At 68.4% G+C, this 26,447-nt stretch carries 30 protein-coding genes and 1 tRNA gene; all 31 read right to left on the reverse strand.

The window, feature by feature from the left end:
- Positions 1 to 5: 5 nt before the first annotated feature.
- Positions 6 to 413, reverse strand: coding sequence for a 30S ribosomal protein S8 (rpsH, locus tag ACLQ2V_RS01800; RefSeq protein WP_073828943.1), 408 nt, complete (start codon positions 411 to 413; stop codon positions 6 to 8).
- Positions 414 to 531: 118 nt separating this feature from the next.
- Positions 532 to 717: a type Z 30S ribosomal protein S14 gene (locus ACLQ2V_RS01805; protein ID WP_007073023.1), complete on the reverse strand. Its 186-nt coding sequence runs from the start codon at positions 715 to 717 to the stop codon at positions 532 to 534.
- A gap of 2 nt (positions 718 to 719) precedes the next feature.
- Complete coding sequence (gene rplE, locus ACLQ2V_RS01810) at positions 720 to 1,289, reverse strand: 50S ribosomal protein L5 (protein ID WP_425716553.1); 570 nt, start codon at positions 1,287 to 1,289, stop codon at positions 720 to 722.
- Positions 1,289 to 1,609: a 50S ribosomal protein L24 gene (gene rplX / locus ACLQ2V_RS01815; RefSeq protein WP_425716554.1), complete on the reverse strand. Its 321-nt coding sequence runs from the start codon at positions 1,607 to 1,609 to the stop codon at positions 1,289 to 1,291. The genes rplE and rplX overlap by 1 nt, the downstream gene beginning before the upstream one ends.
- Positions 1,606 to 1,974: a 50S ribosomal protein L14 gene (gene rplN, locus ACLQ2V_RS01820; protein WP_023358185.1), complete on the reverse strand. Its 369-nt coding sequence runs from the start codon at positions 1,972 to 1,974 to the stop codon at positions 1,606 to 1,608. Before rplN ends, rplX begins: the two co-directional genes overlap by 4 nt.
- 97 nt (positions 1,975 to 2,071) lie before the next feature.
- A complete protein-coding gene (gene rpsQ, locus ACLQ2V_RS01825; protein ID WP_425716555.1) occupies positions 2,072 to 2,359 on the reverse strand; it encodes a 30S ribosomal protein S17 in 288 nt (95 codons plus the stop codon).
- Positions 2,356 to 2,592 (reverse strand): 50S ribosomal protein L29, encoded by a 237-nt coding sequence (rpmC, locus tag ACLQ2V_RS01830; RefSeq protein WP_425716556.1) that lies wholly within the window; start codon positions 2,590 to 2,592, stop codon positions 2,356 to 2,358. Before rpmC ends, rpsQ begins: the two co-directional genes overlap by 4 nt.
- Positions 2,592 to 3,017 carry a 50S ribosomal protein L16 gene (gene rplP, locus ACLQ2V_RS01835; RefSeq protein ID WP_320066524.1) on the reverse strand — a complete coding sequence of 142 codons (426 nt, stop codon included), beginning with the start codon at positions 3,015 to 3,017 and terminating at the stop codon, positions 2,592 to 2,594. The genes rpmC and rplP overlap by 1 nt, the downstream gene beginning before the upstream one ends.
- Positions 3,018 to 3,020: 3 nt before the next feature.
- Positions 3,021 to 3,902 carry a 30S ribosomal protein S3 gene (gene rpsC, locus ACLQ2V_RS01840; protein ID WP_425716557.1) on the reverse strand — a complete coding sequence of 294 codons (882 nt, stop codon included), beginning with the start codon at positions 3,900 to 3,902 and terminating at the stop codon, positions 3,021 to 3,023.
- Entirely contained in the window at positions 3,902 to 4,360 is a 459-nt protein-coding gene (gene rplV, locus ACLQ2V_RS01845; RefSeq protein ID WP_425716558.1) for a 50S ribosomal protein L22, read from the reverse strand. Before rplV ends, rpsC begins: the two co-directional genes overlap by 1 nt.
- A gap of 40 nt (positions 4,361 to 4,400) precedes the next feature.
- Positions 4,401 to 4,682: a 30S ribosomal protein S19 gene (gene rpsS / locus ACLQ2V_RS01850; RefSeq protein WP_425716559.1), complete on the reverse strand. Its 282-nt coding sequence runs from the start codon at positions 4,680 to 4,682 to the stop codon at positions 4,401 to 4,403.
- Between the two features lie 12 nt (positions 4,683 to 4,694).
- Entirely contained in the window at positions 4,695 to 5,534 is an 840-nt protein-coding gene (gene rplB / locus ACLQ2V_RS01855) for a 50S ribosomal protein L2 (protein WP_425716560.1), read from the reverse strand.
- 12 nt (positions 5,535 to 5,546) lie between these two features.
- Complete coding sequence (gene rplW / locus ACLQ2V_RS01860; RefSeq protein ID WP_320066528.1) at positions 5,547 to 5,849, reverse strand: 50S ribosomal protein L23; 303 nt, start codon at positions 5,847 to 5,849, stop codon at positions 5,547 to 5,549.
- The gene (gene rplD, locus ACLQ2V_RS01865; protein WP_425716561.1) at positions 5,846 to 6,496 is read right to left on the reverse strand and encodes a 50S ribosomal protein L4; all 651 of its coding nucleotides are present in this window, start codon (positions 6,494 to 6,496) and stop codon (positions 5,846 to 5,848) included. Before rplD ends, rplW begins: the two co-directional genes overlap by 4 nt.
- On the reverse strand, positions 6,493 to 7,158 hold the full coding sequence (rplC, locus tag ACLQ2V_RS01870) for a 50S ribosomal protein L3 (protein ID WP_425716562.1): 666 nt from the start codon (positions 7,156 to 7,158) through the stop codon (positions 6,493 to 6,495). Before rplC ends, rplD begins: the two co-directional genes overlap by 4 nt.
- 11 nt (positions 7,159 to 7,169) lie before the next feature.
- Positions 7,170 to 7,478 (reverse strand): 30S ribosomal protein S10, encoded by a 309-nt coding sequence (gene rpsJ, locus ACLQ2V_RS01875; protein ID WP_007073037.1) that lies wholly within the window; start codon positions 7,476 to 7,478, stop codon positions 7,170 to 7,172.
- Positions 7,479 to 7,832: 354 nt separating this feature from the next.
- Positions 7,833 to 9,026: an elongation factor Tu gene (tuf, locus tag ACLQ2V_RS01880; protein WP_425716563.1), complete on the reverse strand. Its 1,194-nt coding sequence runs from the start codon at positions 9,024 to 9,026 to the stop codon at positions 7,833 to 7,835.
- A 220-nt stretch (positions 9,027 to 9,246) separates the two neighbouring features.
- Entirely contained in the window at positions 9,247 to 11,343 is a 2,097-nt protein-coding gene (fusA, locus tag ACLQ2V_RS01885; RefSeq protein ID WP_425716564.1) for an elongation factor G, read from the reverse strand.
- 78 nt (positions 11,344 to 11,421) lie between these two features.
- Positions 11,422 to 11,892, reverse strand: a complete 471-nt coding sequence (gene rpsG / locus ACLQ2V_RS01890; protein WP_067301402.1) for a 30S ribosomal protein S7 — start codon at positions 11,890 to 11,892, stop codon at positions 11,422 to 11,424.
- Position 11,893: 1 nt separating this feature from the next.
- Positions 11,894 to 12,268 carry a 30S ribosomal protein S12 gene (gene rpsL / locus ACLQ2V_RS01895; protein ID WP_007465318.1) on the reverse strand — a complete coding sequence of 125 codons (375 nt, stop codon included), beginning with the start codon at positions 12,266 to 12,268 and terminating at the stop codon, positions 11,894 to 11,896.
- 547 nt (positions 12,269 to 12,815) lie between these two features.
- Positions 12,816 to 13,184, reverse strand: a complete 369-nt coding sequence (locus ACLQ2V_RS01900) for a hypothetical protein (RefSeq protein ID WP_425716984.1) — start codon at positions 13,182 to 13,184, stop codon at positions 12,816 to 12,818.
- A gap of 400 nt (positions 13,185 to 13,584) precedes the next feature.
- On the reverse strand, positions 13,585 to 13,953 hold the full coding sequence (locus ACLQ2V_RS01905; RefSeq protein ID WP_425716565.1) for a hypothetical protein: 369 nt from the start codon (positions 13,951 to 13,953) through the stop codon (positions 13,585 to 13,587).
- 123 nt (positions 13,954 to 14,076) lie between these two features.
- Entirely contained in the window at positions 14,077 to 17,964 is a 3,888-nt protein-coding gene (locus ACLQ2V_RS01910) for a DNA-directed RNA polymerase subunit beta' (RefSeq protein WP_425716566.1), read from the reverse strand.
- A 119-nt stretch (positions 17,965 to 18,083) separates the two neighbouring features.
- The gene (locus tag ACLQ2V_RS01915; protein ID WP_425716567.1) at positions 18,084 to 21,515 is read right to left on the reverse strand and encodes a DNA-directed RNA polymerase subunit beta; all 3,432 of its coding nucleotides are present in this window, start codon (positions 21,513 to 21,515) and stop codon (positions 18,084 to 18,086) included.
- 572 nt (positions 21,516 to 22,087) lie between these two features.
- The gene (gene rplL / locus ACLQ2V_RS01920; protein WP_425716568.1) at positions 22,088 to 22,474 is read right to left on the reverse strand and encodes a 50S ribosomal protein L7/L12; all 387 of its coding nucleotides are present in this window, start codon (positions 22,472 to 22,474) and stop codon (positions 22,088 to 22,090) included.
- Positions 22,475 to 22,529: 55 nt separating this feature from the next.
- A complete protein-coding gene (gene rplJ / locus ACLQ2V_RS01925; protein WP_425716569.1) occupies positions 22,530 to 23,078 on the reverse strand; it encodes a 50S ribosomal protein L10 in 549 nt (182 codons plus the stop codon).
- Between the two features lie 475 nt (positions 23,079 to 23,553).
- Positions 23,554 to 24,270 (reverse strand): 50S ribosomal protein L1, encoded by a 717-nt coding sequence (gene rplA, locus ACLQ2V_RS01930; RefSeq protein ID WP_425716570.1) that lies wholly within the window; start codon positions 24,268 to 24,270, stop codon positions 23,554 to 23,556.
- Between the two features lie 82 nt (positions 24,271 to 24,352).
- Entirely contained in the window at positions 24,353 to 24,784 is a 432-nt protein-coding gene (rplK, locus tag ACLQ2V_RS01935) for a 50S ribosomal protein L11 (RefSeq protein WP_425716571.1), read from the reverse strand.
- Between the two features lie 184 nt (positions 24,785 to 24,968).
- A complete protein-coding gene (gene nusG / locus ACLQ2V_RS01940; protein ID WP_425716572.1) occupies positions 24,969 to 25,691 on the reverse strand; it encodes a transcription termination/antitermination protein NusG in 723 nt (240 codons plus the stop codon).
- A gap of 40 nt (positions 25,692 to 25,731) precedes the next feature.
- The gene (secE, locus tag ACLQ2V_RS01945) at positions 25,732 to 26,121 is read right to left on the reverse strand and encodes a preprotein translocase subunit SecE (protein WP_425716573.1); all 390 of its coding nucleotides are present in this window, start codon (positions 26,119 to 26,121) and stop codon (positions 25,732 to 25,734) included.
- A gap of 209 nt (positions 26,122 to 26,330) precedes the next feature.
- A tRNA-Trp gene (locus ACLQ2V_RS01950) sits at positions 26,331 to 26,403 on the reverse strand.
- Between the last annotated feature and the right edge of the window lie 44 nt (positions 26,404 to 26,447).

The following is a 26,447-nucleotide window of genomic DNA, read 5'->3' on the forward strand; positions in this document are numbered from 1 at the left end:
TCCCGTTACCAGACGAAGGCGAGGACTTCCCCGCCAACGCTCCGCTTGCGGGCCTGCCGGTCGGTGAGCAGCCCCTGGGACGTCGAAATGATCGCCACGCCCAGCCCGCCGAGCACCCGCGGGAGCCCGTCCGACTTGGCATACACCCGGAGACCGGGCTTGGACACTCGCTTGATGCCGGCCAGGCTCCGCTCGCGGTTCTGGCCGTACTTCAGCTCGACGACCAGTCGCTTGCCGACGGCACCCTCCTCGGGCTCCTCGACCGACCAGGTGGCGATGTAGCCCTCGGCCTTCAGGACCTCGGCGATGTTCGCCTTGATCTTGGAGTAGGGCATCGTCACCTGGTCGTGGTACGCCTGGTTGGCGTTACGCAGACGCGTGAGCATGTCTGCGATCGGGTCGGTCATCGTCATGGATTTCGTCAGCCTTTCTCGCCGGGGTTCCCGGGGCGGTCAGCCCCGGGCCTACGGCGAAGAGCAATACATGATCGGTGCAAGGGGGCCCCGGCCGGCAGCCGGGGCGCGGTCGCCCTTACCAGGAGGCCTTGGACACGCCCGGCAGCTCACCGCGGTGGGCCATCTCCCGGATGCAGACCCGGCAGAGACCGAACTTGCGGTAGACCGCCTTCGGGCGCCCGCACCGCTGGCAGCGGGTGTACGCGCGAACCGAGAACTTCGGCTTCGCGGCAGCCTTGAGGATCAGCGCCTTCTTGGCCATTCTCAGTTCTCCTTGAACGGGAAGCCCAGGAGCTTGAGCAGCGCCCGGCCCTCGTCGTCGGTCGTGGCGGTCGTGACCACCGTGATGTCCATGCCCCGCTGGCGATCGATCTTGTCCTGGTCGATCTCGTGGAACACCGACTGCTCGGTCAGACCGAACGTGTAGTTACCGTGCCCGTCGAGCTTGCGCCCGTCCAGACCGCGGAAGTCGCGGATACGCGGCAGCGCGATCGAGAGCAGACGGTCCAGGAACTCCCACATCCGGTCGCCGCGAAGGGTGACCTTCGCGCCGATCGGCATACCCTCGCGGAGCTTGAACTGCGCGATGGACTTGGTCGCCCGCCGCACCTGCGGCTTCTGGCCGGTGATGGTGGCCAGGTCGCGGACGGCGCCGTCGATCAGCTTCGCGTCCCGAGCGGCCTCGCCGACACCCATGTTGACGACGATCTTGACCAGCCGCGGCACCTGCATGGGGTTGCCGAAGCTGTGCTGCTCCTGCAGCTTGGCCACGATCTCGTTGCGGTACCGCTCCTTGAGGCGCGGCATGGTCTTGGTTTCGGTAGCCGTGCTCATCACAGGTCCTTACCGGTGCTACGCGCGATGCGGACCTTCTGGCCGTTGTCGTCGAATCGGTACCCGACGCGGGTCGGGTTCCCCTCGGAGTCCAGGACCTGCACGTTGGAGACGTGGATCGGGGCTTCCTGGGTGACGATGCCACCGGTCTTGGCGCCACGCTGGGTGGTGCTGATACGGGTGTGCTTCTTGACCCGGTTCACGCCCTCGACCAGGACCTTGTCCTGCCTCGGGTAGGCCGCAATGACCTTGCCCTTGACACCCTTGTCCTTGCCGGCGATGACGACGACCGTGTCGCCCTTCTTGACCTTCACGGTCACAACACCTCCGGCGCGAGGGAAATGATCTTCATGAACCGCTTGTCCCGCAGCTCCCGGCCCACCGGGCCGAAGATACGGGTACCGCGCGGGTCCCCACCGTCCTTGATGATGACGGCGGCGTTCTCGTCGAAGCGGATGTACGAGCCGTCCGGCCGCCGCCGCTCCTTGGCGGTGCGGACGATGACGGCCTTGACCACGTCGCCCTTCTTCACACCGGCGCCCGGGATCGCGTCCTTGACCGTGGCCACGATGACGTCGCCGATGCTCGCGTAGCGCCGACCGGAGCCACCGAGAACCCGGATGCACAGGATCTCCCGGGCACCCGTGTTGTCGGCGACGCGCAGTCGCGACTCCTGCTGAATCACGTCTATCTCCTATGTCTGCCGGTTCTCCGGCCGCATTCCGCGGCCGGAGCCTGGCGGAACCTGCGCCCGGCTGAGGCCGGGCGAGATCGAGCCTTCGCTACTTGGCCTTTTCCTGGATCTCCACGATCCGCCAACGCTTGGTGGCGGACAGCGGCCGGGTCTCCATGATCAGGACCCGGTCGCCGATGCCGGCGGCGTTCTGCTCGTCGTGGACCTTCAGCTTGCGGGTCCGGCGCATGATCTTGCCGTACAGCGCGTGCTTGACCCGGTCCTCGACCTCGACAACGATGGTCTTGTCCATCTTGTCGCTGACCACCAGGCCCTCGCGCACCTTGCGGCGGGCCCGAGCGTCGGCGGTCGTGCTGTCGGTGGTGTTCTCGCTCATGATGCCGTCACCTCAGTCGGCGCGACCGAGAGACCCAGCTCGCGCTCGCGCATGATCGTGTAGATCCGGGCGATCTCCCGACGGATGACCTGCAACCGCCGGTTGTTGTCCAGCTGCCCGGTCGCGCCCTGCACGCGGAGGTTGAACAGCTCCGCCTTGGCCTCGCGCAGCTTCGTGACCAGCTCCTCGTCGGAGAGCTCACGCAGCTCGGAGGCCTTAACGCCCGCTGCCATCAGGATTCACCCACTTCGCGCGTAACAATGCGGCACTTCATCGGGAGCTTGTGGATCGCGCGACGCATCGCCTCTCGCGCGATCTGCTCGTTGGGGAAGGACATCTCGAAGAGGATCCTTCCCGGCTTCACGTTGGCGACCCACCACTCGGGCGAGCCCTTGCCGGAACCCATCCGGGTCTCGGCCGGCTTCTTGGTCAGGGCCTGGTCCGGGAAGATCTGGATCCAGACCTTACCGCCACGCTTGATGTGGCGGGTCATCGCGATACGTGCCGACTCGATCTGCCGGTTCGTCACGTACGCCGGCTCGAGAGCCTGGATCCCGAACTCGCCGAACACCACGCGGTTACCACCCTTGGACGCGCCACTGCGGTCCGGGTGGTGCGGCTTGCGGAAGCCCTTCGGGGGCTTGCGCGGCATCAGCATCTGTCAGCCCTCCTGCTGCGTTTCTGCCGGCTGAGTGGAAGCCGGTGCGGACGCGGTCGCGGCGATCGCGCCGGCGTCCACCGGCTCGCCGCTCGGCGTCTCGGCCTGCTGCGCGATGGTGGTCGCAGCAGCCCGGCCGGCCTCGGTGCCACCGGCGGTCGTGCCGGCAGAGCCGGACCGACCACGGCGCGGACGCTCCGGGCGGTCGCCACGGTCACGGCGCGGGCGCGACGGCGCCTCGGCCGGGGTCTCCCGACCCGGCACCGCGTCACCCTTGTAGATCCAGACCTTCACGCCGATACGGCCGAAGGTGGTACGGGCCTCGAAGAAGCCGTACTCGATGTTGGCCCGCAGCGTGTGCAGCGGAACCCGACCCTCGCGGTAGAACTCCGTCCGGCTCATCTCGGCGCCGCCGAGGCGGCCCGAGACCTGAACCCGGATGCCCTTGCAGACCGGGTTCTTCATCGCCGACTGCATCGCCTTGCGCATGGCCCGACGGAAGCTGACCCGGCTGGAGAGCTGCTCGGCGACGCCCTGGGCGACCAGCTGCGCATCCGACTCGGGGTTCTTCACCTCGATGATGTTCAGCTGCACCTGCTTGCCGGTGAGCTTCTCCAGCTCCCCGCGGATCCGGTCGGCCTCCGCACCCTTACGGCCGATGACGATGCCCGGCCGCGCGGTGTGGATGTCGACGCGGACCCGGTCCCGGGTGCGCTCGATGTCGACCTTGGAGATGCCGGCACGCTCGAGGCCCTTGGACATCATCCGGCGAATCTTGACGTCCTCGCCGATGTAGTCCTTGTAGAGCTTGTCCGCGAACCAGCGGGACTTCCAGTCGGTCGAGATGCCGAGCCGGAACCCAGTGGGGTGAACCTTCTGACCCATTACTCGGCGCCCTCCGTCTTGCTCTCCGTCTCGGCGGCCTTCGCCTGCTGCGCCGGCGCGGCCTTCTTGGCCGTCGCCTTCTTCGGCGCGGCCGGCGCGACCGCCTCGACCGCCACGGTGATGTGGCAGGTCCGCTTGCGGATCCGGTATGCCCGGCCCTGCGCCCGCGGCCGGAACCGCTTCATCGTCGGGCCCTCGTCGACGAACGCCTCGCTGACGAGCAGCGCATCGGGGTCCAGCCGCTCGTTGTTCTCCGCGTTGGCGATCGCGCTAGCGAGCACCTTGTACACCTGCTCGCTCGCGGCCTGCGGCGCGAACTGCAGCACCGTGAGCGCCTCCTTCGCGGGCAGGCCGCGGACGAGGTTGACCACCCGGCGCGCCTTCATCGGCGAGATGCGCACGTGCCGCGCAATCGCCCGCGCGCCCGGCAGCACCGGAGCGTCGCCCTTTCCTGGCATCGCTGTAACCCCTTGTTCCTCTATCCGTATGCCCGCGGCGTCAGCGCCGGCGGCTCTTCCGGTCGTCCTTCTCGTGACCCTTGAACGTGCGGGTCAGCGCGAACTCGCCGAGCTTGTGCCCGACCATCGCCTCGGTGACGAACACCGGGACGTGCTTGCGTCCGTCGTGCACGGCGATCGTGTGGCCGAGCATCTCGGGGATGATCATCGAGCGCCGCGACCAGGTCTTGATGACGTTCTTGGTGTTCTTGTCGTTCTGCGTCTCCACCTTCTTGAGCAGGTGGTCGTCGACGAACGGGCCCTTCTTCAGGCTGCGAGGCATGTCTTATCTCCCTCAGCCGCGCTTACGCGTGGCGTAGCGACGGCGGACGATCAGCTTGTCGCTCGGCTGGCCCTTGCGACGGGTGCGGCCCTCGGGCTTACCCTGCGGGTTGACCGGGTGACGGCCACCAGAGGTCTTACCCTCACCACCGCCGTGCGGGTGGTCGACCGGGTTCATGGCCACACCACGGACGGTCGGGCGCTTGCCCTTCCACCGCATCCGGCCGGCCTTGCCCCAGTTGATGTTCGACTGGTCGGCGTTGCCGATCTCGCCGATGCTGGCGCGGCACCGCACGTCGACCCGCCGGATCTCACCGGAGGGCATCCGCAGGGTGGCGTACGCGCCCTCCCGGCCGAGCAACTGGATGCCGACGCCGGCCGAGCGGGCCAGCTTGGCGCCGCCGCCCGGACGGAGCTCGACGTTGTGGATCGTCGTACCCACCGGGATGTTGCGCAGCGGGAGGTTGTTGCCCGGCTTGATGTCGGCGCCCGGACCGGACTCGACGGCGTCGCCCTGCTTCAGGTCCTTCGGCGCGATGATGTACCGCTTCTCGCCGTCGGCGTAGTGCAGCAGCGCGATGCGCGCGGTGCGGTTCGGGTCGTACTCGATGTGGGCGCACTTCGCCGGGATGCCGTCCTTGTCGACCCGCTTGAAGTCGATCAGACGGTACTGGCGCTTGTGACCGCCGCCGTGGTGCCGCGTGGTGATCCGGCCGTGGGCGTTACGCCCGCCCTTCTTCGGCAGCGGAGCCAGCAGCGACTTCTCCGGCGTGGACCGGGTGATCTCGGCGAAGTCGGCGACGCTGGAACCACGCCGGCCCGGCGTCGTCGGCTTGTACTTACGGATAGCCATTGTCTACACCCTTCAGCTGACCGGGCCGCCGAAGGCCTCGATACGGTCACCGTCAGCCAGCTTCACGATCGCCCGCTTGGTCGCCTTGCGCTGACCGAAGCCGGTCTTGGTGCGCTTGCGCTTGCCCTGGCGGTTGAGCGTGTTGACCGTCAGGACGCGGACGTTGAAGATCTGCTGGATAGCGATCTTGATCTCGGTCTTGTTCGCGTCCGGGTGCACCAGGAAGGTGTACCAGTTCCGGTTCAGCTCGCTGTAGCTCTTCTCCGAGACGACCGGCGCGAAGATTACGTCACGCGGATCGGCGATCGTGCTCACTTGTCACCCTCCTCGGTGGTCTCGGCCGGCACACCGAGGAACTCGTCCAGGGCGTCCTTGGTGAAGACCACGTCGTCGGCCACCAGCACGTCGTACGTGTTGAGCTGGCCGGCCTCGATCAGGTGCACGCGCGTCTCGTTGCGCAGCGACACCCAGTTCAGCTCGTCGGTGCTGCTCAGCACGACCAGCACCCGGGGGGACTCGGTCAGCTTCGTCAGCGTGGCCAGGGCGGCCTTGGTCGACGGCTTCTCGCCCGAGACGAACGCCTCGACGACGTGCACCTGGCCGGCGCGGGCCCGGTCCGACAGGGCCCCGCGCAGGGCGGCGGCCTTCATCTTCTTCGGGGTCCGCTGGCTGTAGTCACGCGGCACCGGGCCGTGGACCACGCCACCGCCGGCGAACTGCGGCGCCCGGATCGAGCCCTGACGGGCGCGACCGGTGCCCTTCTGCTTGTACGGCTTCTTGCCGCCGCCGGCGACCTCGCCGCGGGTCTTCACCTTGTGCGTGCCCTGCCGGGCCGCCGCGAGCTGAGCCACCACGACCTGGTGCATCAGCGCGAGGTTGGCCTGGACGTCGAAGATGTCCGCCGGCAGCTCGACCGAGCCGCTCTTGGTGCCTTCGACGTTGAGGACGTCAACGGTGGTCACTTGGCCACACCGCCCTTCTTCACCTTGGCCTTGGCCGCGGTACGGACCAGGACCAGCGCGCCCTTCGGGCCGGGAATGGCACCGCGGACGAGCAGGAGGTTGTTCTCGGTGTCGACCGCCTGGACGGTCAGGTTCTGGACGGTAAAGCGAACGCCACCCATCCGACCGGCCATCCGGGTGCCCTTGAAGACGCGACCCGGGGTCGCGCAGGCGCCGATCGAACCGGGCGAGCGGTGCTTGCGCTCGACACCGTGGCTGGCGCGCAGACCGTGGAAGCCGTGCCGCTTCATCGGGCCGGCGTAGCCCTTGCCCTTGGTCTTGCCGGTGACGTCGATGCTGACGCCGGCCGGGAACTGCTCGACCGTGACCTCCTGGCCCAGCGAGTAGTCCGCGGCGTCGGTGGTGCGCAGCTCGACGATGTGCCGGCGCGGCGCCACGTCCGCCTTCGCGTAGTGCCCGCTGATCGGCTTCTTCACCTTGCGCGGGTCGATCGTGCCGTACGCCAGCTGGACCGCGGAGTAACCGTCCTTGTCGGCGTTACGAACCTGGCTGATGACGCAGGGGCCGGCCTGAACCACGGTCACCGGAACAACACGGTTGTTGTCCCAGACCTGGGTCATGCCGAGCTTTGCGCCCAGGATCCCCTTGACTTGCCTGTCCATTTGTCCGGTCCCTACAGCTTGATCTCGATGTCGACGCCAGCCGGCAGGTCGAGGCGCATGAGCGAGTCGACCGTCTTCGGGGTCGGGTCGATGATGTCGATCAGCCGCTTGTGCGTGCGCATCTCGAAGTGCTCGCGCGAGTCCTTGTACTTGTGCGGCGAGCGGATGACGCAGAAACGGTTGATCTCCGTGGGCAGCGGCACCGGGCCCGCGACCTGCGCCCCGGTGCGCGTCACCGTCTCGACGATCTTCCGAGCCGAGGAGTCGACGACCTCGTGGTCATAGGCCTTGAGCCGGATGCGGATCTTCTGTCCCGCCATGGTGGCTTCTGTTCCTTCTCTCGATGCCGCTGTGTTGCGGGCACCTGCGCCGGCTGGCACAGGCCCACTTTCGCCGACCCCCGCGGTCGGGCGTGTCGCGCCCTCGGACCAAGCTCCGCCCCGGGACTCCGGAGCTCCGCTGACCGCGCGGTGGGTCAGGACGCCGATCGCGTCACCGCGACCCGGACGCCGTGCGAGGGTGGTTGGCCACCATGGGTAGACCAACCACCCTACGCGCGACCGTTCTGCTACCTGGAGGTCCAGCCGAGGCCGGACGCGGGCGCTGAACTGTCGTTACGCAACCTGACTAGTATGCCGCACTCTCGGCGACGACGCTAATCGGGGTTACCCAGCTCACTTGATGATCTTGGTGACGCGACCAGCGCCGACCGTACGGCCACCCTCCCGGATCGCGAACTTGAGGTTGTCCTCCATCGCGATGGGCTGGATCAGCTTCACGGTCATCGCCGTGTTGTCGCCCGGCATGACCATCTCGGTGCCCTCGGGCAGCGTGACGACGCCGGTGACGTCCGTGGTGCGGAAGTAGAACTGCGGGCGGTAGTTCTGGAAGAACGGGGTGTGCCGGCCGCCCTCCTCCTTCGAGAGGATGTAGACCGTCGCCTCGAACTCGGTGTGCGGGGTGTTGGAGCCCGGCTTCACCACGACCATGCCGCGCTCGACCTCGTCGCGCTTGGTGCCACGCAGCAGCAGGCCGACGTTCTCACCTGCGCGGGCGTCGTCCAGGGTCTTCCGGAACATCTCGATCGCGGTGACCTTGGTCTTGAAGCCCTTCTCCTTGATGCCGACGAGCTCGACGTCCTCGTTCGGCAGGAGCACGCCACGCTCGACGCGACCGGTGACGACGGTGCCACGACCGGTGATCGTGAACACGTCCTCGACCGGCATCAGGAACGGCTTGTCGATCACGCGCTCCGGCTGCGGGATCGCGGTGTCGACCGCGTTCATCAGCTCCAGGAGACGCTCGGTCCACTCGGGGTCACCCTCGAGGGCCTTCAGCGCCGAGACCCGCACGACCGGCAGGTCGTCACCCGGGTACTCCTGGGAGGAGAGCAGCTCACGGACCTCGAGCTCGACGAGCTCCAGGAGCTCCTCGTCGTCGACCATGTCGCTCTTGTTGAGCGCCACGACGATGTACGGCACACCGACCTGACGGGCCAGCAGCACGTGCTCACGGGTCTGCGGCATCGGGCCGTCGGTCGCCGCGACCACCAGGATCGCGCCGTCCATCTGCGCGGCACCGGTGATCATGTTCTTGATGTAGTCGGCGTGACCGGGGCAGTCGACGTGCGCGTAGTGCCGCGCCTCGGTCTGGTACTCGACGTGCGCGATCGAGATCGTGATGCCGCGGGCCTTCTCCTCCGGCGCCTTGTCGATCTGGTCGAACGGCGTGTAGGGGTTCAGGTCCGGGAACTGGTCGTGCAGGACCTTGGTGATGGCCGCCGTCAGCGTCGTCTTACCGTGGTCGATGTGACCAATGGTGCCGATGTTGACGTGCGGCTTAGTCCGCTCGAACTTAGCCTTCGCCACTGGTGTCCTCCTGTGGACTTCTTGGTTCATTCGCCCCGGCACGCCAGGTCGGCGTCTAGGACTCTGTCGACAGCCTTTCCGGCCTTGCGAGCCGGAGAGCTTATGGTGGGTTCTGCGGCGGTGAAGCCTACAGGCCCGGTCTCACGCGATCCGACCGAGGTGGCCGCGGGCGGGATACCCTCCCGCGACCAGCCTCGGATCATCCTTGCTCAGGCGAGCGTCACTCGCCCGTCGCCTTGGCGATGATCTCCTTCGCCACGCTCTGCGGAACCTCGGCGTAGGAGTCGAACTGCATGCTGTAGCTAGCCCGGCCCTGGGTCTTCGACCGCAGGTCGCCGACGTAGCCGAACATCTCCGACAACGGCACCAGAGCCTTCACGATGCGGGCGCCGCTGCGCTCCTCCATCGCCTGGATGATGCCACGCCGGGAGTTGAGGTCGCCGATGACGTCACCCATGTTCTCCTCGGGAGTGGTGACCTCAACGGCCATCATCGGCTCGAGCAGCGCGGGATCGGCCCGGCGGGCCGCGTCCTTCATCACCATCGAGCCGGCGATCTTGAATGCCATTTCCGAGGAGTCGACCTCGTGGTACTGGCCGTCCAGCAGCGTCAGCTTGACGCCGACCAGCGGGAAGCCGGCGAGGATGCCGTACTGCATCGCGTCCTGGGCGCCCGCGTCCACCGACGGGATGAACTCCCGGGGGATGCGGCCACCGCTGACGGCGTTCGCGAACTCGTAGGTCGGCGAGTCGTTGTCCAGCGGCAGCGGCTCGATGCTCACGATGACCCGCGCGTACTGGCCGGAACCACCGGTCTGCTTCTTGTGGGTGTACTCGACCTTGTCCACCTTGCGGCGGATGGTCTCGCGGTACGCCACCTGCGGCTTGCCGACGTTCGCCTCGACGTTGAACTCGCGGCGCATCCGGTCGACCAGGATGTCCAGGTGCAGCTCGCCCATGCCGGAGATGACCGTCTGACCGGTCTCCTCGTCGAGGCGGACCCGGAAGGTCGGGTCCTCCTCGGCCAGCCGCTGGATCGCGGTGCCGAGCTTCTCCTGGTCGGACTTGGTCTTCGGCTCGATCGCCACCGAGATGACCGGCTCCGGGAAGGTCATCGACTCCAGGATCACCGGGTTCGCCGGGTCGGAGAGCGTGTCGCCGGTGGTGGTCTGCTTGAGACCCTGCACCGCGATGATGTCGCCGGCCTGCGCCGTCGGACGCTCTTCCCGCTTGTTGGCGTGCATCTGGTAGATCTTGCCGATCCGCTCCTTGCGGTCCTTGGTGGAGTTGACCACCTGGGAGCCGGATTCGAGCAGGCCGGAGTAGACCCGGACGTAGGTGAGCTTGCCGAGGTGCTTGTCCGTCTGGATCTTGAAGGCCAGGCCGGAGAACGGCTCGGACTTCGACGGCTTGCGCAGCAGCGGGGTCTCACCGTCGGTGGCCGTGCCCTCGATCGCGGGGACGTCCAGCGGCGACGGCAGGAAGTCGACCACGGCGTCGAGCATGGGCTGGACGCCCTTGTTCTTGAACGCCGAGCCGCAGAGCACCGGGTTGGCCTTGCTGGCGATGGTGGCCCGCCGGATGGCGGCCTTGATCTCCTCGACGGAGATCTCCTCGCCCTCCAGGTACTTCTCCATCACCGAGTCGTCGACGTCGGCCAGGGTCTCCATCAGCTTCTCGCGCCACTCGGCTGCGGAGTCCGCCAGGTCGGCCGGGATCTCCTCGACCGCGTAGTCCTCACCCTTCTGGGTCTCCCCGCGCCAGGTGAGGGCGCGCATGCCGATCAGGTCGACGACACCGATGTGGTCGCCCTCGAGCCCGATCGGGATCTGGAGCACCAGCGGGGTGGCGTTGAGCCGGTCGATCATCATCTGCACGCAGCGGAAGAAGTCGGCCCCGGTGCGGTCGAGCTTGTTGACGAAGCACATCCGCGGGACGTGGTACTTGTCGGCCTGCCGCCAGACGTTCTCGGTCTGCGGCTCCACGCCGGCCACGCCGTCGTAGACCGCGACCGCGCCGTCGAGCACCCGCAGCGACCGCTCGACCTCCACCGTGAAGTCGACGTGACCCGGCGTGTCGATGATCTGGATCGTGTGGTCTTTCCACTCACACTTGGTAGCAGCGGAGGTGATGGTGATACCACGCTCCTGCTCCTGCTCCATCCAGTCCATGACGGCGGCGCCCTCGTGGACCTCACCGATCTTGTACGTGATGCCGGTGTAGAAGAGGATCCGCTCGGTGGTGGTGGTCTTACCGGCATCGATGTGCGCCATGATGCCGATGTTGCGTACCTTGGCGAGCGCGTCTGCGGCGGCCACTTCATTCCCTACTTATCGTCGTCTCGACTCAACTGGTGATGGTTCCGGCGCCCGCGACGGACGCCGGAACCAAATGTGTTACCAGCGGTAGTGCGCGAAGGCCTTGTTCGACTCGGCCATCTTGTGCGTGTCCTCGCGCCGCTTGACGGCGGCACCCAGCCCGTTGCTCGCGTCCAGCAGCTCGTTCATCAGCCGCTCGATCATGGTCTTCTCGCGACGGGCCTTGGAGTAGGTCACCAGCCAGCGCAGACCGAGGGTGGTCGCCCGCGACGGACGGACCTCGACCGGCACCTGGTAGGTGGCGCCACCGACGCGGCGGCTGCGCACCTCGAGGGTCGGCTTGACGTTGTCCATCGCCCGCTTGAGGGTGACGACCGGGTCGGTGCCGGACTTCTCGCGGCAGCCCTCCAGGGCGGCGTACACGATGCGCTCGGCGAGCTGACGCTTGCCGCGCATCAGGATCTTGTTCACCAGCTGGGTGACCAACGGCGAGTTGTACACCGGGTCAGCGACCAGCGGCTTCCGCGGAGCGGGTCCCTTACGCGGCATCTCAGCTCTTCTCCTTCTTCGCGCCGTAACGGCTGCGCGCCTGCTTGCGGTTGCGGACACCCTGGGTGTCCAGCGAACCGCGAACGATCTTGTAACGCACGCCGGGGAGGTCCTTCACCCGGCCGCCGCGGACGAGCACGATCGAGTGCTCCTGCAGGTTGTGACCCACGCCCGGGATGTAGGCGGTCACCTCGATCTGGCTGCTGAGCTTGACGCGAGCGACCTTGCGGAGCGCCGAGTTCGGCTTCTTGGGGGTGGTGGTGTACACGCGGGTGCACACGCCGCGCCGCTGAGGACTGCCCTTCAGCGCCGGGGTCTTGGTCTTGGTCGTCTTGGCCTGGCGGCCCTTTCGGACCAGCTGCTGGATCGTGGGCACCGGGTTTCTCCGCTCCCTTCGGCCGCCTTTGCGGCCGCGCCGTTGCTCGTAGCCGGCCTGATGACCGGCTCTACTACATTCCGGCCAGGGTCGCCTCGCGGAGGCCCCGGCACCCGCGGTCGGGCGTGTCGCCCGGCTCACGGTCCCGGTGCCGCCGCTAGCGCGCAGGCACCGGATTTCTGTCACCGCCATGCGATCGCACGTCGGGTCTTTGGCTCTGTCGCGTCGCCGCGTGATCACCGGTCTACCGGGATCACCGCACACACGAGTTGCCCGGGCAGGCCCGGGCGCAAGGGGAAAGAGTACCTATCGCAGTCGCACAGGTCAAAACGGAGAGGTCCTGAGATCAACGTCGCGCACCGCCGGCCCATCCGTCCCGCCTGCCCATCCGCGATGGGCACCTACGGCACCAAGTGTAACGGCTCCCGCCGGATCCGCCCCGTCACCCCCGCACCAGCCCGACCACCCGCCCGGGTCGCCACCGCGCACCGGCCCGCCCCGCCCACGCCGTCGACCGCAGGGAGCCCGGCCCGCCCCCGCCGTCGGCTCAGCCGAGACCGAGCAGCAGCGCCAAACCCAGCCCGAGCAGGCTGAGCAGCAGCCCCGCGCCACCGCAGCTGATCCCGGCCACCGCCAGCCCTCTGCCGGTGAAGCGCACCGCGGGCGGGGGCGCGGGGCGACGGATCTGTCGCCTGCCGAGCAGGCCGGCCACCACGGCCGCGGCCCCGGCCAGCGCCCCGAGGACGGCGAACAGGGCGGTGGACCAGACCCCGTCCGAGCCCGCGATCGCCCCCAGGCAGACCACCAGGAGCGAAATCAGGACCGCGACGACACCGACCACCAACGAGCCGACGGCGAGCCCGGACGTGACCGGCGGAACATCGAGGTGCACCACGCCGAAGGGCGTGCCCGGCACCGGGTCGACCCGCTTGGGCGGCCCAGGGGCCTCCTTCGGCGGCGGGGGCACCGCCGCCGGACCGTGCGGCCCGCCCCAGCCGCCACCGGCGTACGGGCCCGACGAGGGATACGCCCCGACCGGGCCCCCGGACGAGGACGCCCGCATCGGGTACGCCCCGGGGATTGCCTCCGGTGCGGCGCGGGAGCCCGGGTCCGCAGCGGCCCACGGGTTACGCCCCGCCGGGTCCGGGAGCGCGGCCGGCTGCGCCGCCGGGTCGCCAGAGGGCCGCGCCGGGTCCGTCACGAGGATCTCCTGTCGCCGGTCGGTGTCCACCGCCGCGCGACGGACACCGGCCAGGCTACCGCCGGCACCGGCGACCCGTGGGCGGGCGGGCACGCATCCCCCCGGGGCCGGCGAATCAGTCCACCTCCGGGGCGTAGTCGTGCCCGAACGACGTCCCGGTGGTCTGGACCAGGCCGATGACCACCGCCACCACCACGGTCGTCGCGGCCAGGAGCAGGCCCGTCCAGGCCAGCCGCTCCCCCCGGCGCAGCCATGCGCCGCCGGTGAGGAAGCCACCCGAGGCGTACGCCTGGCGGCGGGCCTGCCGGGCCAGCACGAGGGCGAGCGTGGCCGGCACCACCCCGCCGACGAAGAGGCCGGTGAGCGCGCCCATCAGGCCGAGGGCGAACACCGCGCGGGCCTTGGTGGAGCGGACCGGGTCGGGGTCGAGCGGATGGCGCTGGCCCTGCTGGGCGACGGGCACCTGCCCGGGTGCGGTCGTCATGCCCACCATCATGCCCGGCGTCGGGCCGGCCGCGGGAGCGGAGGCCGCCGCTCCCCCGGACGCGACGAGGCCCCCGGCGGCTGCCGGGGGCCTCGTCGTCACTGCCTAGCGGTACGACACTGCCTAGCGGTACGACCCGAAGTCGAAGTCGTCCAGCGGCACGGCCTGCCCGCTGGCCGGCCCGAACCCGTAGTCGGTCTCCGGGTACCCGGTCATCGAGTAGACCTTGGCCTTGGCCTCCTCGGTCGGCTCGACCCGGACGTTGCGGTACTTGCTGATGCCCGTACCGGCCGGGATGAGCTTGCCGATGATCACGTTCTCCTTGAGGCCGACCAGCGAGTCGCTGCGCGAGTTGATCGCCGCGTCGGTCAGCACCCGGGTGGTCTCCTGGAAGGAGGCCGCCGAGAGCCAGGAGTCCGTGGCCAGCGAGGCCTTGGTGATACCCATCAGCACCGGACGACCGGCGGCGGGCTCGCCACCCTCGCCGACGAGCCGGCGGTTCTCCGACTCGAAGAGCGCCCGGTCGACCAGCACGCCCGGCAGGAACTCGGTCGAGCCGGAGTCGATGACCGTCACCCGCTTGAGCATCTGGCGAATGATGATCTCGATGTGCTTGTCGTGGATGAGCACACCCTGCGAGCGGTAGACCTCCTGGACCTCACTGGTCAGGTGGACCTGGACCGCCCGCGGACCCATGATCCGCAGCAGCTCGTGCGGGTCGATGGTGCCCTCGGTGAGCTTCTCGCCGACAGCGACGTGATCGCCGTCGTGGGCCCGCAGCCGGACCCGCTTGGAGATCTTGTCGTAGACGATCTCGTCGGAGCCGTCGTCCGGCACCACGATGATCTTCCGCGACCGCTCGCCGTCCTCGATCCGGATCCGGCCGGGGGTGTCGGCGATGGGCGCCTTGCCCTTCGGGACCCGGGCCTCGAAGATCTCCTGGACACGGGGCAGACCCTGGGTGATGTCCTCACCCGCGACACCACCGGTGTGGAACGTACGCATCGTCAGCTGCGTACCGGGCTCACCGATCGACTGGGCGGCGATGATGCCGACCGCCTCGCCGACGTCCACGGTCTTGCCGGTCGGCAGGGAGCGGCCGTAGCACGCCCCGCAGACGCCCAGCTTCGACTCGCAGGTGAGCACGCTGCGCACCCGTACCGTCTCCACCCCGGCGGCGACGATCCGGTCGACGCCGATGGAGTTGATGTCCTGGCCGCGCTCGGCCACCACGGTGCCGTCCGGGCCCTTGATGTCGTCGGCCAGGGTCCGCGCGTGCACGCTGGTCTCGGCGTGCTCGTGGACGTACAGCTTGCCGTCGCGCCGCTCGCCGATCTGCATCGGGATGGCCCGGTCGGTGCCGCAGTCCTCCTCGCGGATGATGACGTCCTGCGAGACGTCCACCAGACGACGGGTCAGGTAACCCGAGTCGGCGGTCCGCAGCGCGGTGTCGGCCAGACCCTTACGGGCACCGTGCGTGGAGATGAAGTACTCCAGTACGGAGAGGCCCTCCCGGTAGCTGGCCTTGATCGGCCGCGGGATGATCTCACCCTTCGGGTTGGCCACCAGGCCACGGATCGCGGCGATCTGGCGGAGCTGGAGCAGGTTACCGCGGGCACCCGAGTTGATCATCTTCCACAGCGGGTTCTCCTGCGGCAGCGCGGTGTCCATCTCCTTGGCGACCTCGTTGGTCGCCTTGGTCCAGATCTCGATGAGCTCGCCGCGACGCTCCTCGGCGGTCATCAGGCCCCGCTGGTACTGCTTGTCGATCCGGTCGGCTTCCTTCTCGTACTTCTCCAGGATCTCCCGCTTGCGCGGCGGAGCGATGACGTCCTCCATGCCGATCGTCACGCCGGACCAGGTGGCCCAGTGGAAACCGGCCTCCTTGAGCCCGTCGAGGGTCGCCGCGAGGGCCACCTTCGGGAAACGCTCGGCGAGGTCGTTGACGATCGCGGAGAGCTGACCCTTGCGGATCTCGTAGTTGACGAAGCGGTACCCCTGGGGCAGCGTCTCGTTGAACAGCACCCGGCCCAGCGTGGTGTCGACGGTGAGCGCGTCACCCTCGACCCAGCCCTCCGGACCGACCCACGGCTCGGCGCCGTTGCCGTTGTCGACCCCGACCAGCCCGCGCAGGCGGATCTTCACCGGCGCCTGCAGGTGCAGCTCGCCGGCGTCGAAGGCCATCCGCGCCTCGGCGTCGGAGCTGAACGCCCGACCCTCGCCCTTCTCACCGGCCCGCTGGTGGGTGAGGTGGTAGAGACCGATGACCATGTCCTGGGTCGGCATGGTGACCGGCTTGCCGTCGGCCGGCTTGAGGATGTTGTTCGACGACAGCATCAGGATCCGCGCCTCGGCCTGGGCCTCGGCCGACAGCGGCACGTGCACCGCCATCTGGTCACCGTCGAAGTCGGCGTTGAACGCGGTGCAGACCAGCGGGTGGATCTGGATGGCCTTGCCCTCGACCAGCTGCGGCTCGAAGGCCTGGATGCCCAGCCGGTGCAGGGTCGGCGCGCGGTTGAGCAGCACCGGGTGCTCCCCGATGACCTCTTCCAGCACGTCCCACACGACCGGCCGCTGGCGCTCCACCATCCGCTTGGCGGACTTGATGTTCTGCGCGTGGTTCAGGTCGACCAGCCGCTTCATCACGAACGGCTTGAACAGCTCCAGCGCCATCTGCTTGGGCAGGCCGCACTGGTGCAGCTTCAGCTTCGGGCCGACCACGATGACCGAACGGCCGGAGTAGTCGACGCGCTTGCCGAGCAGGTTCTGCCGGAACCGGCCCTGCTTGCCCTTGAGCATGTCGGAGAGCGACTTGAGCGGGCGGTTACCCGGGCCGGTGACCGGCCGGCCTCGACGGCCGTTGTCGAAGAGCGCGTCGACGGCCTCCTGGAGCATCCGCTTCTCGTTGTTGACGATGATCTCCGGCGCGCCGAGGTCGATCAGTCGCTTGAGGCGGTTGTTCCGGTTGATCACGCGGCGGTACAGGTCGTTCAGGTCGGAGGTCGCGAAGCGGCCACCGTCGAGCTGCACCATCGGGCGCAGGTCCGGCGGGATGACCGGGACGCAGTCCAGCACCATGCCCAGGGGCGAGTTGCGGGTGTTCAGGAACGCCGCGACGACCTTGAGGCGCTTGAGCGCGCGGATCTTGCGCTGGCCCTTGCCGGAGCGGATGGTCTCGCGCAGGCTCTCGGCCTCGGCGTCGAGGTCCATGTTCTGCACCAGGGCCTTGATGGCCTCGGCGCCCATGCTGCCGGTGAAGTACTCGCCGAAGCGGTCGCGCAGCTCGCGGTAGAGCAGCTCGTCGGTGACGAGCTGCTTCGGCTCCAGCTTGCGGAAGGTGTCGAGCACCTCGTCCAGGCGGTCGATCTCGCGCTGGGCCCGGTCGCGGATCTGGCGCATCTCGCGCTCTCCGCCCTCCTTGACCTTGCGCCGGACGTCCGCCTTCGCGCCCTCGGCCTCCAGCTCGGCCAGGTCGGCCTCGAGCTTGGCGGCGCGCTTCTCGATCTCCGAGTCGCGGCTGTTCTCGGACTGCCGCTTCTCGGCGAGGATCTCGTTCTCGATGGTCGAGAGGTCGCGGTGACGCGAGTCGGCGTCCACGCTCGTCACGACGTACGAGGCGAAGTAGATGATCTTTTCGAGGTCCTTGGGGGCGAGGTCCAGCAGGTAGCCCAGCCGGCTCGGCACGCCCTTGAAGTACCAGATGTGGGTCACCGGGGCGGCCAGCTCGATGTGACCCATCCGCTCGCGGCGGACCTTGGAGCGGGTCACCTCGACGCCGCAGCGCTCGCAGATGATGCCCTTGAACCGGACCCGCTTGTACTTACCGCAGTAGCACTCCCAGTCCCGCTGCGGACCGAAGATCTTCTCGCAGAAGAGCCCGTCCTTTTCCGGCTTGAGCGTGCGGTAGTTGATCGTCTCGGGCTTCTTGACCTCGCCGTGCGACCACTGACGGATGTCGTCGGCGGTGGCGAGACCGATCCGTAGCTCGTCGAAGAAGTTGACGTCGAGCACTATGTCCCCTATGTCGTCGTCTGTACTGCTAGCTAACCAGTGGGGTCCGGGGCGGGGTGACCCGCGCCGGACGGCCAGGCTCGACCCCCGTGCGGGTCACCCTGCCCCGAACCACCACCTCAGACCTCTTCGACCGAGCTCGGCTCGCGCCGGGACAGGTCGATGCCCAGCTCCTCCGCGGCCCGGAACACCTCGTCGTCGGTCTCGCGCATCTCCAGGGCCACGCCGTCGCTGGAGAGCACCTCGACGTTGAGGCACAGCGACTGCAGCTCCTTGAGCAGCACCTTGAACGACTCCGGGATGCCCGGCTCCGGGATGTTCTCGCCCTTGACGATCGCCTCGTAGACCTTGACCCGGCCCAGCACGTCGTCGGACTTGATGGTCAGCAGCTCCTGCAGGGCGTACGCGGCGCCGTACGCCTGCATCGCCCAGCACTCCATCTCGCCGAAACGCTGGCCACCGAACTGCGCCTTACCACCCAGCGGCTGCTGCGTGATCATCGAGTACGGACCCGTCGCCCGAGCGTGGATCTTGTCATCGACCAGGTGGTTGAGCTTCAGGATGTAGATGTAGCCGACCGCGATCGGGTCCGGCAGCGGCTCACCGGAGCGACCGTCGAACAACTGCGCCTTGCCGGAGGAGCCGATCAGCTGCTTGCCGTCCCGGTTGGGCAGGGTCGACGAGAGCAGACCGGAGATCTCCTCCTCGCGGGCACCGTCGAAGACCGGAGTGGCCACGTTGGTGTCCGGCACGGACTCGTGCGCCTCGATGGAACGCAGCTGGCGCTTCCAGTCGGTGTCGTCGCCGTCCACGCTCCAGCCGGTCTTGGCCACCCACCCGAGGTGGGTCTCCAGGACCTGACCGATGTTCATCCGGGACGGCACACCCAGCGGGTTGAGCACGATGTCGACGGGGGTCCCGTCCTCCAGGAACGGCATGTCCTCGATCGGGAGGATCTTGGAGATGACGCCCTTGTTACCGTGCCGGCCGGCGAGCTTGTCGCCGTCCTGGATCTTCCGCTTCTGGGCCACGTAGACCCGGACCAGCTCGTTGACGCCCGGCGGCAGCTCGTCGCCGTCCTCGCGGGAGAAGGTCCGCACCCCGATGACCGTGCCGCTCTCACCGTGCGGCACCTTCAGCGAGGTGTCACGGACCTCGCGCGCCTTCTCACCGAAGATCGCGCGGAGCAGCCGCTCCTCCGGGGTCAGCTCGGTCTCGCCCTTCGGCGTGACCTTGCCGACCAGGATGTCGCCGGTGACGACCTCGGCACCGATCCGGATGATCCCGCGCTCGTCGAGGTCGGCGAGCATCTCCTCGCTGACGTTCGGGATGTCGCGGGTGATCTCCTCCGGGCCGAGCTTGGTGTCCCGGGCGTCGACCTCGTGCTCCTCGATGTGGATCGAGGTGAGCACGTCCTGCTGCACGAGGCGCTGCGACAGGATGATCGCGTCCTCGTAGTTGTGGCCCTCCCAGCACATGAACGCCACCAGCAGGTTGCGCCCGAGCGCCATCTCGCCCTCGTCGGTGCAGGGACCGTCGGCGATGACCTGGCCGGCCTCGACGCGGGAGCCCTCGAAGACGACCGGCTTCTGGTTGACGCAGGAGCCGGAGTTGGAGCGGCGGAACTTGTGCAGCAGGTACGTGCGGCGGTGGCCGTCGTCCTGGTGGATGGTGATGTAGTCGGCGCAGAGGTCCTCGATGACCCCGCCGACCTCAGCCACGACCACGTCGCCGGCGTCGACGGCGGCACGGTATTCCATGCCGGTGCCGACCAGCGGCGCCTCGGCCTTGACCAGCGGCACCGCCTGGCGCTGCATGTTCGCGCCCATCAGTGCCCGGTTGGCGTCGTCGTGCTCGAGGAACGGGATCATCGCGGTCGCGACCGAGGTCATCTGCCGCGGCGAGACGTCCATGTAGTCGACGGCGCCGGGGACCACGTCCTCGGTCTCACCGCCCTTACGACGACACAGGACCCGCTCTTCGGCGAAGGTGCCGTCGGCCTTCAACGGCGCGTTGGCCTGCGCCTTGACGAACCGGTCCTCCTCGTCCGCGGTCAGGTAGTCGATCTGGTCGGTGACCCGACCCTCGACGACCTTCCGGTACGGCGTCTCGATGAAGCCGAACGGGTTGACCCGGGCGAAGGTGGAGAGCGCGCCGATCAGGCCGATGTTCGGGCCTTCCGGCGTCTCGATCGGGCACATCCGACCGTAGTGCGACGGGTGCACGTCGCGGACCTCGAAGCCGGCCCGCTCCCGGGACAGACCACCCGGGCCGAGCGCGCTCAGCCGGCGCCGGTGGGTCAGGCCCGCCAGCGGGTTGGTCTGGTCCATGAACTGGGACAGCTGCGAGGTGCCGAAGAACTCCTTGATCGCCGCCACCACCGGGCGGATGTTGATCAGGGTCTGCGGCGTGATCGCCTCGACGTCCTGGGTGGTCATCCGCTCGCGGACGACCCGCTCCATCCGGGACAGGCCGACCCGGACCTGGTTCTGGATCAGCTCGCCCACCGTGCGCAACCGCCGGTTGCCGAAGTGGTCGATGTCGTCGGCCTCGTAGCCCTCCTCACCGGCGTGCAGCCGGCAGAGGTATTCCACGGTGGCGACGATGTCGTCCTCGGTCAGCGTGCCGGTGGTGATCGGCACGCCGACTTCGAGCTTCTTGTTGAACTTGTAGCGCCCGACCTTGGCGACGTCGTACCGCTTCGGGTTGAAGAAGAGGTTGTCGAGCAGGGTCTGGGCGTTCTCGCGGGTCGGCGGCTCGCCAGGGCGCAGCTTGCGGTAGATGTCTAGCAGCGCCTCGTCCTGGCCGGCGATGTGGTCCTTCTCGAGCGTGGTCATCAGCAGCTCGGACCAGCCGAACTTCTCGCGGATCCGCTCGGCGGACCAACCGATGGCCTTGAGCAGGACGGTGACGGCCTGCCGACGCTTGCGGTCGATGCGCACACCGACCGTGTCGCGCTTGTCGATGTCGAACTCCAGCCAGGCACCCCGGCTCGGGATGACCTTGACGCTGGAGAGGTCGCGGTCGGAGGTCTTGTCCGGCTCCTTCGAGAAGTACACGCCCGGGGAGCGGACGAGCTGGCTGACCACGACCCGCTCGGTGCCGTTGATGATGAAGGTGCCCTTGGACGTCATCATCGGGAAGTCACCCATGAACACCGTCTGGCTCTTGATCTCGCCAGTGGTGTTGTTGGTGAACTCCGCCGTCACGAACAGCGGGGCGCAGTAGGTCAGGTCCTTCTCCTTGCACTCCTCGATCGAGGCCTTGACCTCGTCGAAGCGCGGCGCTGAGAAAGACAGCGACATGGTGCCGGAGAAGTCCTCAATGGGACTGATCTCGTCGAGGATCTCCGCGAGACCCGAGCGTGCGTGCGGGTCGTCCGCCGACCGGCCCTGCCAAGCCTCGTTGCCGACGAGCCAGTCGAAGGACTCGTTCTGAATGGCGAGGAGGTTGGGGACCTCGAGGTGTTCGGTGATCCTGCCGAAAGAAACTCGGCGGGGCGCGAAAGCGCTCGACGTACGACTGGTCTTCGCAGGGCGGGAAGCTGCCAAGATGCGTCCTTCCGAGGACCGGTGCTGCAGAACGGCTGGTACGCGTGCACTCCAATGACCCCACCAGAAATATCCACAATCGGACATTTCCGCGCAGGGCTCAAGGCGGAAGGCAGCGCAAACTAGCAGTGTAGCCGAGAGGCTAACCGCTGTCCAGCCCAACCCGCAGGTCGTCGCGGAACGTGCCTCGGGGCCCCGAAAACGGGGGCTGACCCGGGCCGCTCGGAACGCGGCGGACCCACGGAACCTCACAGGTTGCGGCGGCCGTTGGTGCCGCCGCTGCCAATACCCACGAGATGGCCGTTGCAAGCGCGGAGGTCTTGCTGGTGTCAGCGTGCCTGGCAGCGAGGGCCGCGTCAAGGGCTGGCCCAGCCCATCCAGCGGGTTTCCCAGCGCCGGGAACCCCACCGCCGGCGACGCGCGACCCGGCGGCGAAGGTCCACGCCCTGCTCACGCCGTTGCCGCGCGTTCCAACACGAACACGGCGGGCGACGACCCAGTCGTGGATCGTCGCCCGCCGCGGGGAAAAGTGCTCCGGCTCACGTACACCGGAGACGCGCCCGGTTCCTCAACTACTTGAGGGTGACCTTGGCGCCTTCGCCCTCGAGCTTCGCCTTGGCCTTCTCGGCGGTCTCCTTGTTGACCTTCTCCAGGATGGCCTTCGGCGCGGACTCGACCGCGTCCTTGGCCTCCTTGAGGCCCAGGCCGGTCAGCTCACGCACGACCTTGATGACCTGGATCTTCTTGCCACCGTCGGCCTCGAGGACGACGTCGAACTCGTCCTTCTCCTCCTCGACCGGGGCGGCCGTGCCACCCGGGCCGGCCGGGCCGGCGACGGCGACCGGCGCCGCGGCGGTGACCTCGAAGGTCTCCTCGAACTGCTTCACGAACTCGGAGAGCTCGATCAGCGTCATCTCCTTGAACGCGTCGAGCAGCTCGTCGGTGCTGAGCTTCGCCATATCTGGCGTCCTTTCGTAAGGTTTGACTAAGAACGTGGGTGCGCCGCAGACAGCCTCAGGCCGCCTCGGCGCCCTCCTGCTCGCGCTTCTTGTCCGCCAGGGCGGCTGCCGCGCGGGCAGCCTTGGAGAGCGGAGCCTGGAACAGGGCCGCGGCCTTGCTCAGGTTGCCCTTCATCGCGCCGGCCAGCTTGGCCAGCAGCACCTCGCGGGACTCCAGGTCGGCAAGCTTCGTGACCTCGGCCGCAGTGATGGCCTTGCCCTCGAAGACGCCGCCCTTGATGACGAGCTTCGGGTTGGCCTTCGCGAAGTCGCGAAGGCCCTTCGCCGCCTCGACGACGTCGCCCGAAACGAAAGTCAGCGCGGTAGGACCGGTGAACAGCTCGTCGAGGCCGGAGATGCCCGCGTCGGCCGCGGCACGCTTCGCCAGCGTGTTCTTCGCGACCGTGTAGGTGGTCTCCTTGCCGAGCGAGCGCCGCAGCTGGGTGAGCTGGGAAACCGTCAGACCACGGTATTCGGTCAGCACCGTAGCGCCCGCAGTGCGGAAGCTGTCGGTCAACTCAACGACGGCCGTGGCCTTGTCGGCCCGGATCGGCTTGTCCGCCATGTCCCTCCTCTCTCGTTGCTCCAGGCTGGCGCACCGGGAAGCCAGCGGGCTTTCCGGCACCGGAGGGAACCGCGACAACGAGAAAAGCCCCGGCGCAGGGCGCGCGGGGCGAGGGCTGGCCGGACGCACCGCAGTCGGCGGACCACGGGAACCACAGCCGAATTTTCGCTTGCCGCCCTGCGCGGGTCGCCCGTCGAAGCGGGACCTTCGACCGTGCCGGAGCACGGTGACCAGCGGTCTCTGGGTGGTACTTCGCGGCAAAGGTTACGCGACCCGCCCCGGGACCACCAAATCGCCCCAGGGTGCGCCCGGTCACTGCCCGGCAGCGGACGGGACCCACCGACACCCGACCGGGGCGCGACCGGCACGCGATGGGGCGCGGCCACGGCCGTCATCGCCCTCTCACCGCCCCCGGGAGAGACGGACGGGGCCCCGCCACGGAAATCGTGGCGGGGCCCCGTCGAGGCAGTTGCGCTCAGCCCTCGGCCGAGGCCTCCTGCAGGTTCTTCACGATGTTCGGGTCGACCGGCACACCCGGGCCCATCGTGGTGGTGAGGGTGACCTTCTTGAGGTACTTGCCCTTCGCCGCCGACGGCTTCGCCCGCAGCACCTCGTCGAGGACCGCGGCGTAGTTGTCGATCAGCTGGCTCTCGGAGAACGAGGCCTTGCCGATGATCAGGTGGAGGTTGGAGTGCTTGTCCACCCGGAAGGTGATCTTGCCACCCTTGATGTCCGAGACGGCCTTGGTGACGTCCATGGTCACCGTGCCGGTCTTCGGGTTCGGCATGAGACCGCGCGGGCCCAGGATCCGCGCGATCCGGCCGATCTTGGCCATCTGGTCCGGGGTGGCGATCGCCGCGTCGAAGTCGAGCCAGCCACCCTGGATGCGGGCCACGAGCTCGTCGGTGCCCACCTCGTCCGCACCCGCGGCGACGGCCTCCTCGGCCTTCGCGCCGGAGGCGAAGACGATCACGCGGGCGGTCTTACCGGTGCCGTGCGGCAGGTTGACCACGCCGCGGACCATCTGGTCCGCCTTGCGGGGGTCGACGCCGAGGCGCATGGCGACCTCGACCGTGGCGTCGAACTTGGTGCTGGTGGTGTCCTTGGCGATCTTGACAGCCTCGGCCGGGGTGTAGAACTTCGACCGGTCGATGACCTCGGCGGCCTTGCGGTAGATCTTGCTGCGCTGCATTTCTGGTTACTCCTGTGGTCGATGGCGGGCGGCGACGATCGCGCGCCCTCCCACTAGCTGATCGGGAAGCGGTGCGGCGAGGTCACTCGGCGACGGTGATGCCCATCGACCGGGCGGTACCGGCGATGATCTTCTCAGCCTGGTCGAGGTCGTTGGCGTTGAGGTCGACCATCTTCTTCTCGGCGATCTCGCGCAGCTGGGCGCGGGTCACGGAGCCGACCTTCTGGCTCTGCGGCACGCCGGAACCCTTCTCGACGCCGGCGGCCTTGATCAGCAGCCGGGCGGCGGGCGGGGTCTTCAGCACGAAGCTGAAGGAGCGGTCCTCGAACACGCTGATCTCGGCGGGGACGATGTCGCCCCGCTGGGACTCGGTCTGCGCGTTGTAGGTCTTGCAGAACTCCATGATGTTCACGCCGTGCTGGCCGAGCGCGGGGCCGACCGGCGGGGCCGGGGTCGCCTGGCCCGCCTTCAGCTGAAGCGTGAAAGTCTTGACGAGCTTCTTCTTCGGAGGCATGTCACTTCCTGGGGCTTGGAACTGGGAAAGGTGCCGGCCGAGGGCGCGCACGGTCAGCGCGATCCGAAAGCCGACGTTCTAGGGTAGCGCAACGCGCGCCGCCCCCTGCGCCGAGGTCCGACGAGGGGGCGGAGACGTCGATGCCGGCGGTGGGCGGTCGCCCGCCGCCGGCATCGGCGGAGCGTCAGATCTTGGTGACCTGGTTGAAGTTCAGCTCGACCGGGGTCTCCCGGCCGAAGATCGACACCAGCACCTTGAGCTTCTGCTGGTCGGCGTTGATCTCACTGATCGTCGCCGGCAGCGAGGCGAACGCGCCGTCGGTGACGGTGACGGAGTCGCCGACCTCGAAGTCCAGGACCCGGACCTCGGGCTTGGACTTCTTCTGCTCGGTCTCGACCGCCGGGGCCAGCCACTTGAGCACCTCGTCGAGGCTCAGCGGCGCCGGGCGGTCGGCCCGGTCGGTCGCCCCCACGAAGCCGGTGACCCCGGGGGTGTTCCGCACGCAGGAGTACGACTCGGCGGTCAGCTCCATCCGGACCAGGATGTAGCCCGGGAAGACCTTGGCCTGGATCTGCGAGCGCTTGCCGTTCTTGACCTCGACCTCTTCCCGGGTCGGCACCTCGACCTGGTAGATGTAGTCCTCCATGTCGAGGGACGTGATCCGGGTCTCGAGGTTGGTCTTGACCTTGTTCTCGTAGCCGGCGTACGAGTGCACCACGTACCAGTCGCCCGGCGCGTAGCGCAGCTTCTGGCGCAGCTCCGCGACCGGGTCGTAGTCCTCTTCCGGGGCGGGCTCGCTGGTCGGAAAGTCCGGCTCGCTGGCGGCCTCGACCGACTCGTCGTTGGCCGCCGTCGCCACCGCGGACTGCTCGTCCGTGGTCCCGGCGGTCTCGTCGTACTCAGGCACGCTTGCTCACTTCCGTCACTTATCCGCTTTGTTCAGCCGGTCAGCTGGGGTTGCCGAAGACCCACAGCACGCCCTTGGCGAAGGCGAAGTCCAGGCCACCCACGATCGTCAGCATCACCGCGACGAAGGTGACCACCACGGCGGTGTAGGTCAGCAGCTCCTTGCGGGTCGGCCAGATGACCTTACGCAGCTCGGCCACGACCTCGCGGAAGAACCGCGCGATGCGGGCGAAGAACCCCACCCGGTCGCTGTCCTTGCGGGTCTTGCGCTCGTCTGCCGACTCTGCCCGGGCGCGCTCCCGGGTGGCCGTGCCACCGCGGGAGACCGGCTCGTCCGCGTCGGTGGCGTCATCCGCGGCTACGTCGTCGGCGAGATCGTCGTTGAGACGGTCGTCGCCGGCGTCCTCGCTGCGCCGCTTGTCTTCGGCCACTTCGCCCTCCGTCGCGGAATCGGGTCGCACGCCGGTGCGGCGTGCGCGGCGCTGTTCACGCCGGCCGGACCAACCATCCCGCGACGGGCCGCGGCCGGCGGATCAGCGGACGGGCCCGATGCCTCGGGACCACCCCGCCGATGCCACCACCACGGGCCGGACGCCGCCGGTTGGCGGCGCGGCCCACGGGAACGGTCAGGCCTGAGGCGCAGGGGTGACAGGACTTGAACCTGCAGCCTGCGGTTTTGGAGACCGCTGCTCTGCCAATTGAGCTACACCCCTGTGCGGCACGCTCCCCCGACCCGGCCATGACGCACCGGGCGAGG

Origin of the sequence: Micromonospora sp. DT233 (assembly GCF_049841815.1) — a bacterium.
Taxonomy (GTDB): domain Bacteria; phylum Actinomycetota; class Actinomycetes; order Mycobacteriales; family Micromonosporaceae; genus Micromonospora.

Bases quoted from the DNA above. Each gene is read 5' to 3' on its own strand.
- rpsH (WP_073828943.1), bottom strand. From the start codon at position 413: ATGACGATGACCGACCCGATCGCAGACATGCTCACGCGTCTGCGTAAC.
- ACLQ2V_RS01805 (WP_007073023.1), bottom strand. From the start codon at position 717: ATGGCCAAGAAGGCGCTGATCCTCAAGGCTGCCGCGAAGCCGAAGTTC.
- rplE (WP_425716553.1), bottom strand. From the start codon at position 1,289: ATGAGCACGGCTACCGAAACCAAGACCATGCCGCGCCTCAAGGAGCGG.
- rpsQ (WP_425716555.1), bottom strand. From the start codon at position 2,359: ATGAGCGAGAACACCACCGACAGCACGACCGCCGACGCTCGGGCCCGC.
- rpmC (WP_425716556.1), bottom strand. From the start codon at position 2,592: ATGGCAGCGGGCGTTAAGGCCTCCGAGCTGCGTGAGCTCTCCGACGAG.
- rplP (WP_320066524.1), bottom strand. From the start codon at position 3,017: ATGCTGATGCCGCGCAAGCCCCCGAAGGGCTTCCGCAAGCCGCACCAC.
- rpsC (WP_425716557.1), bottom strand. From the start codon at position 3,902: ATGGGTCAGAAGGTTCACCCCACTGGGTTCCGGCTCGGCATCTCGACC.
- rplV (WP_425716558.1), bottom strand. From the start codon at position 4,360: ATGCCAGGAAAGGGCGACGCTCCGGTGCTGCCGGGCGCGCGGGCGATT.
- rpsS (WP_425716559.1), bottom strand. From the start codon at position 4,682: ATGCCTCGCAGCCTGAAGAAGGGCCCGTTCGTCGACGACCACCTGCTC.
- rplB (WP_425716560.1), bottom strand. From the start codon at position 5,534: ATGGCTATCCGTAAGTACAAGCCGACGACGCCGGGCCGGCGTGGTTCC.
- rplC (WP_425716562.1), bottom strand. From the start codon at position 7,158: ATGGACAGGCAAGTCAAGGGGATCCTGGGCGCAAAGCTCGGCATGACC.
- rpsJ (WP_007073037.1), bottom strand. From the start codon at position 7,478: ATGGCGGGACAGAAGATCCGCATCCGGCTCAAGGCCTATGACCACGAG.
- rpsG (WP_067301402.1), bottom strand. From the start codon at position 11,892: ATGCCGCGTAAGGGACCCGCTCCGCGGAAGCCGCTGGTCGCTGACCCG.
- ACLQ2V_RS01905 (WP_425716565.1), bottom strand. From the start codon at position 13,953: ATGACGACCGCACCCGGGCAGGTGCCCGTCGCCCAGCAGGGCCAGCGC.
- rplL (WP_425716568.1), bottom strand. From the start codon at position 22,474: ATGGCGAAGCTCAGCACCGACGAGCTGCTCGACGCGTTCAAGGAGATG.
- rplJ (WP_425716569.1), bottom strand. From the start codon at position 23,078: ATGGCGGACAAGCCGATCCGGGCCGACAAGGCCACGGCCGTCGTTGAG.
- rplA (WP_425716570.1), bottom strand. From the start codon at position 24,270: ATGCAGCGCAGCAAGATCTACCGCAAGGCCGCCGAGGTCATCGACCGG.
- rplK (WP_425716571.1), bottom strand. From the start codon at position 24,784: ATGCCTCCGAAGAAGAAGCTCGTCAAGACTTTCACGCTTCAGCTGAAG.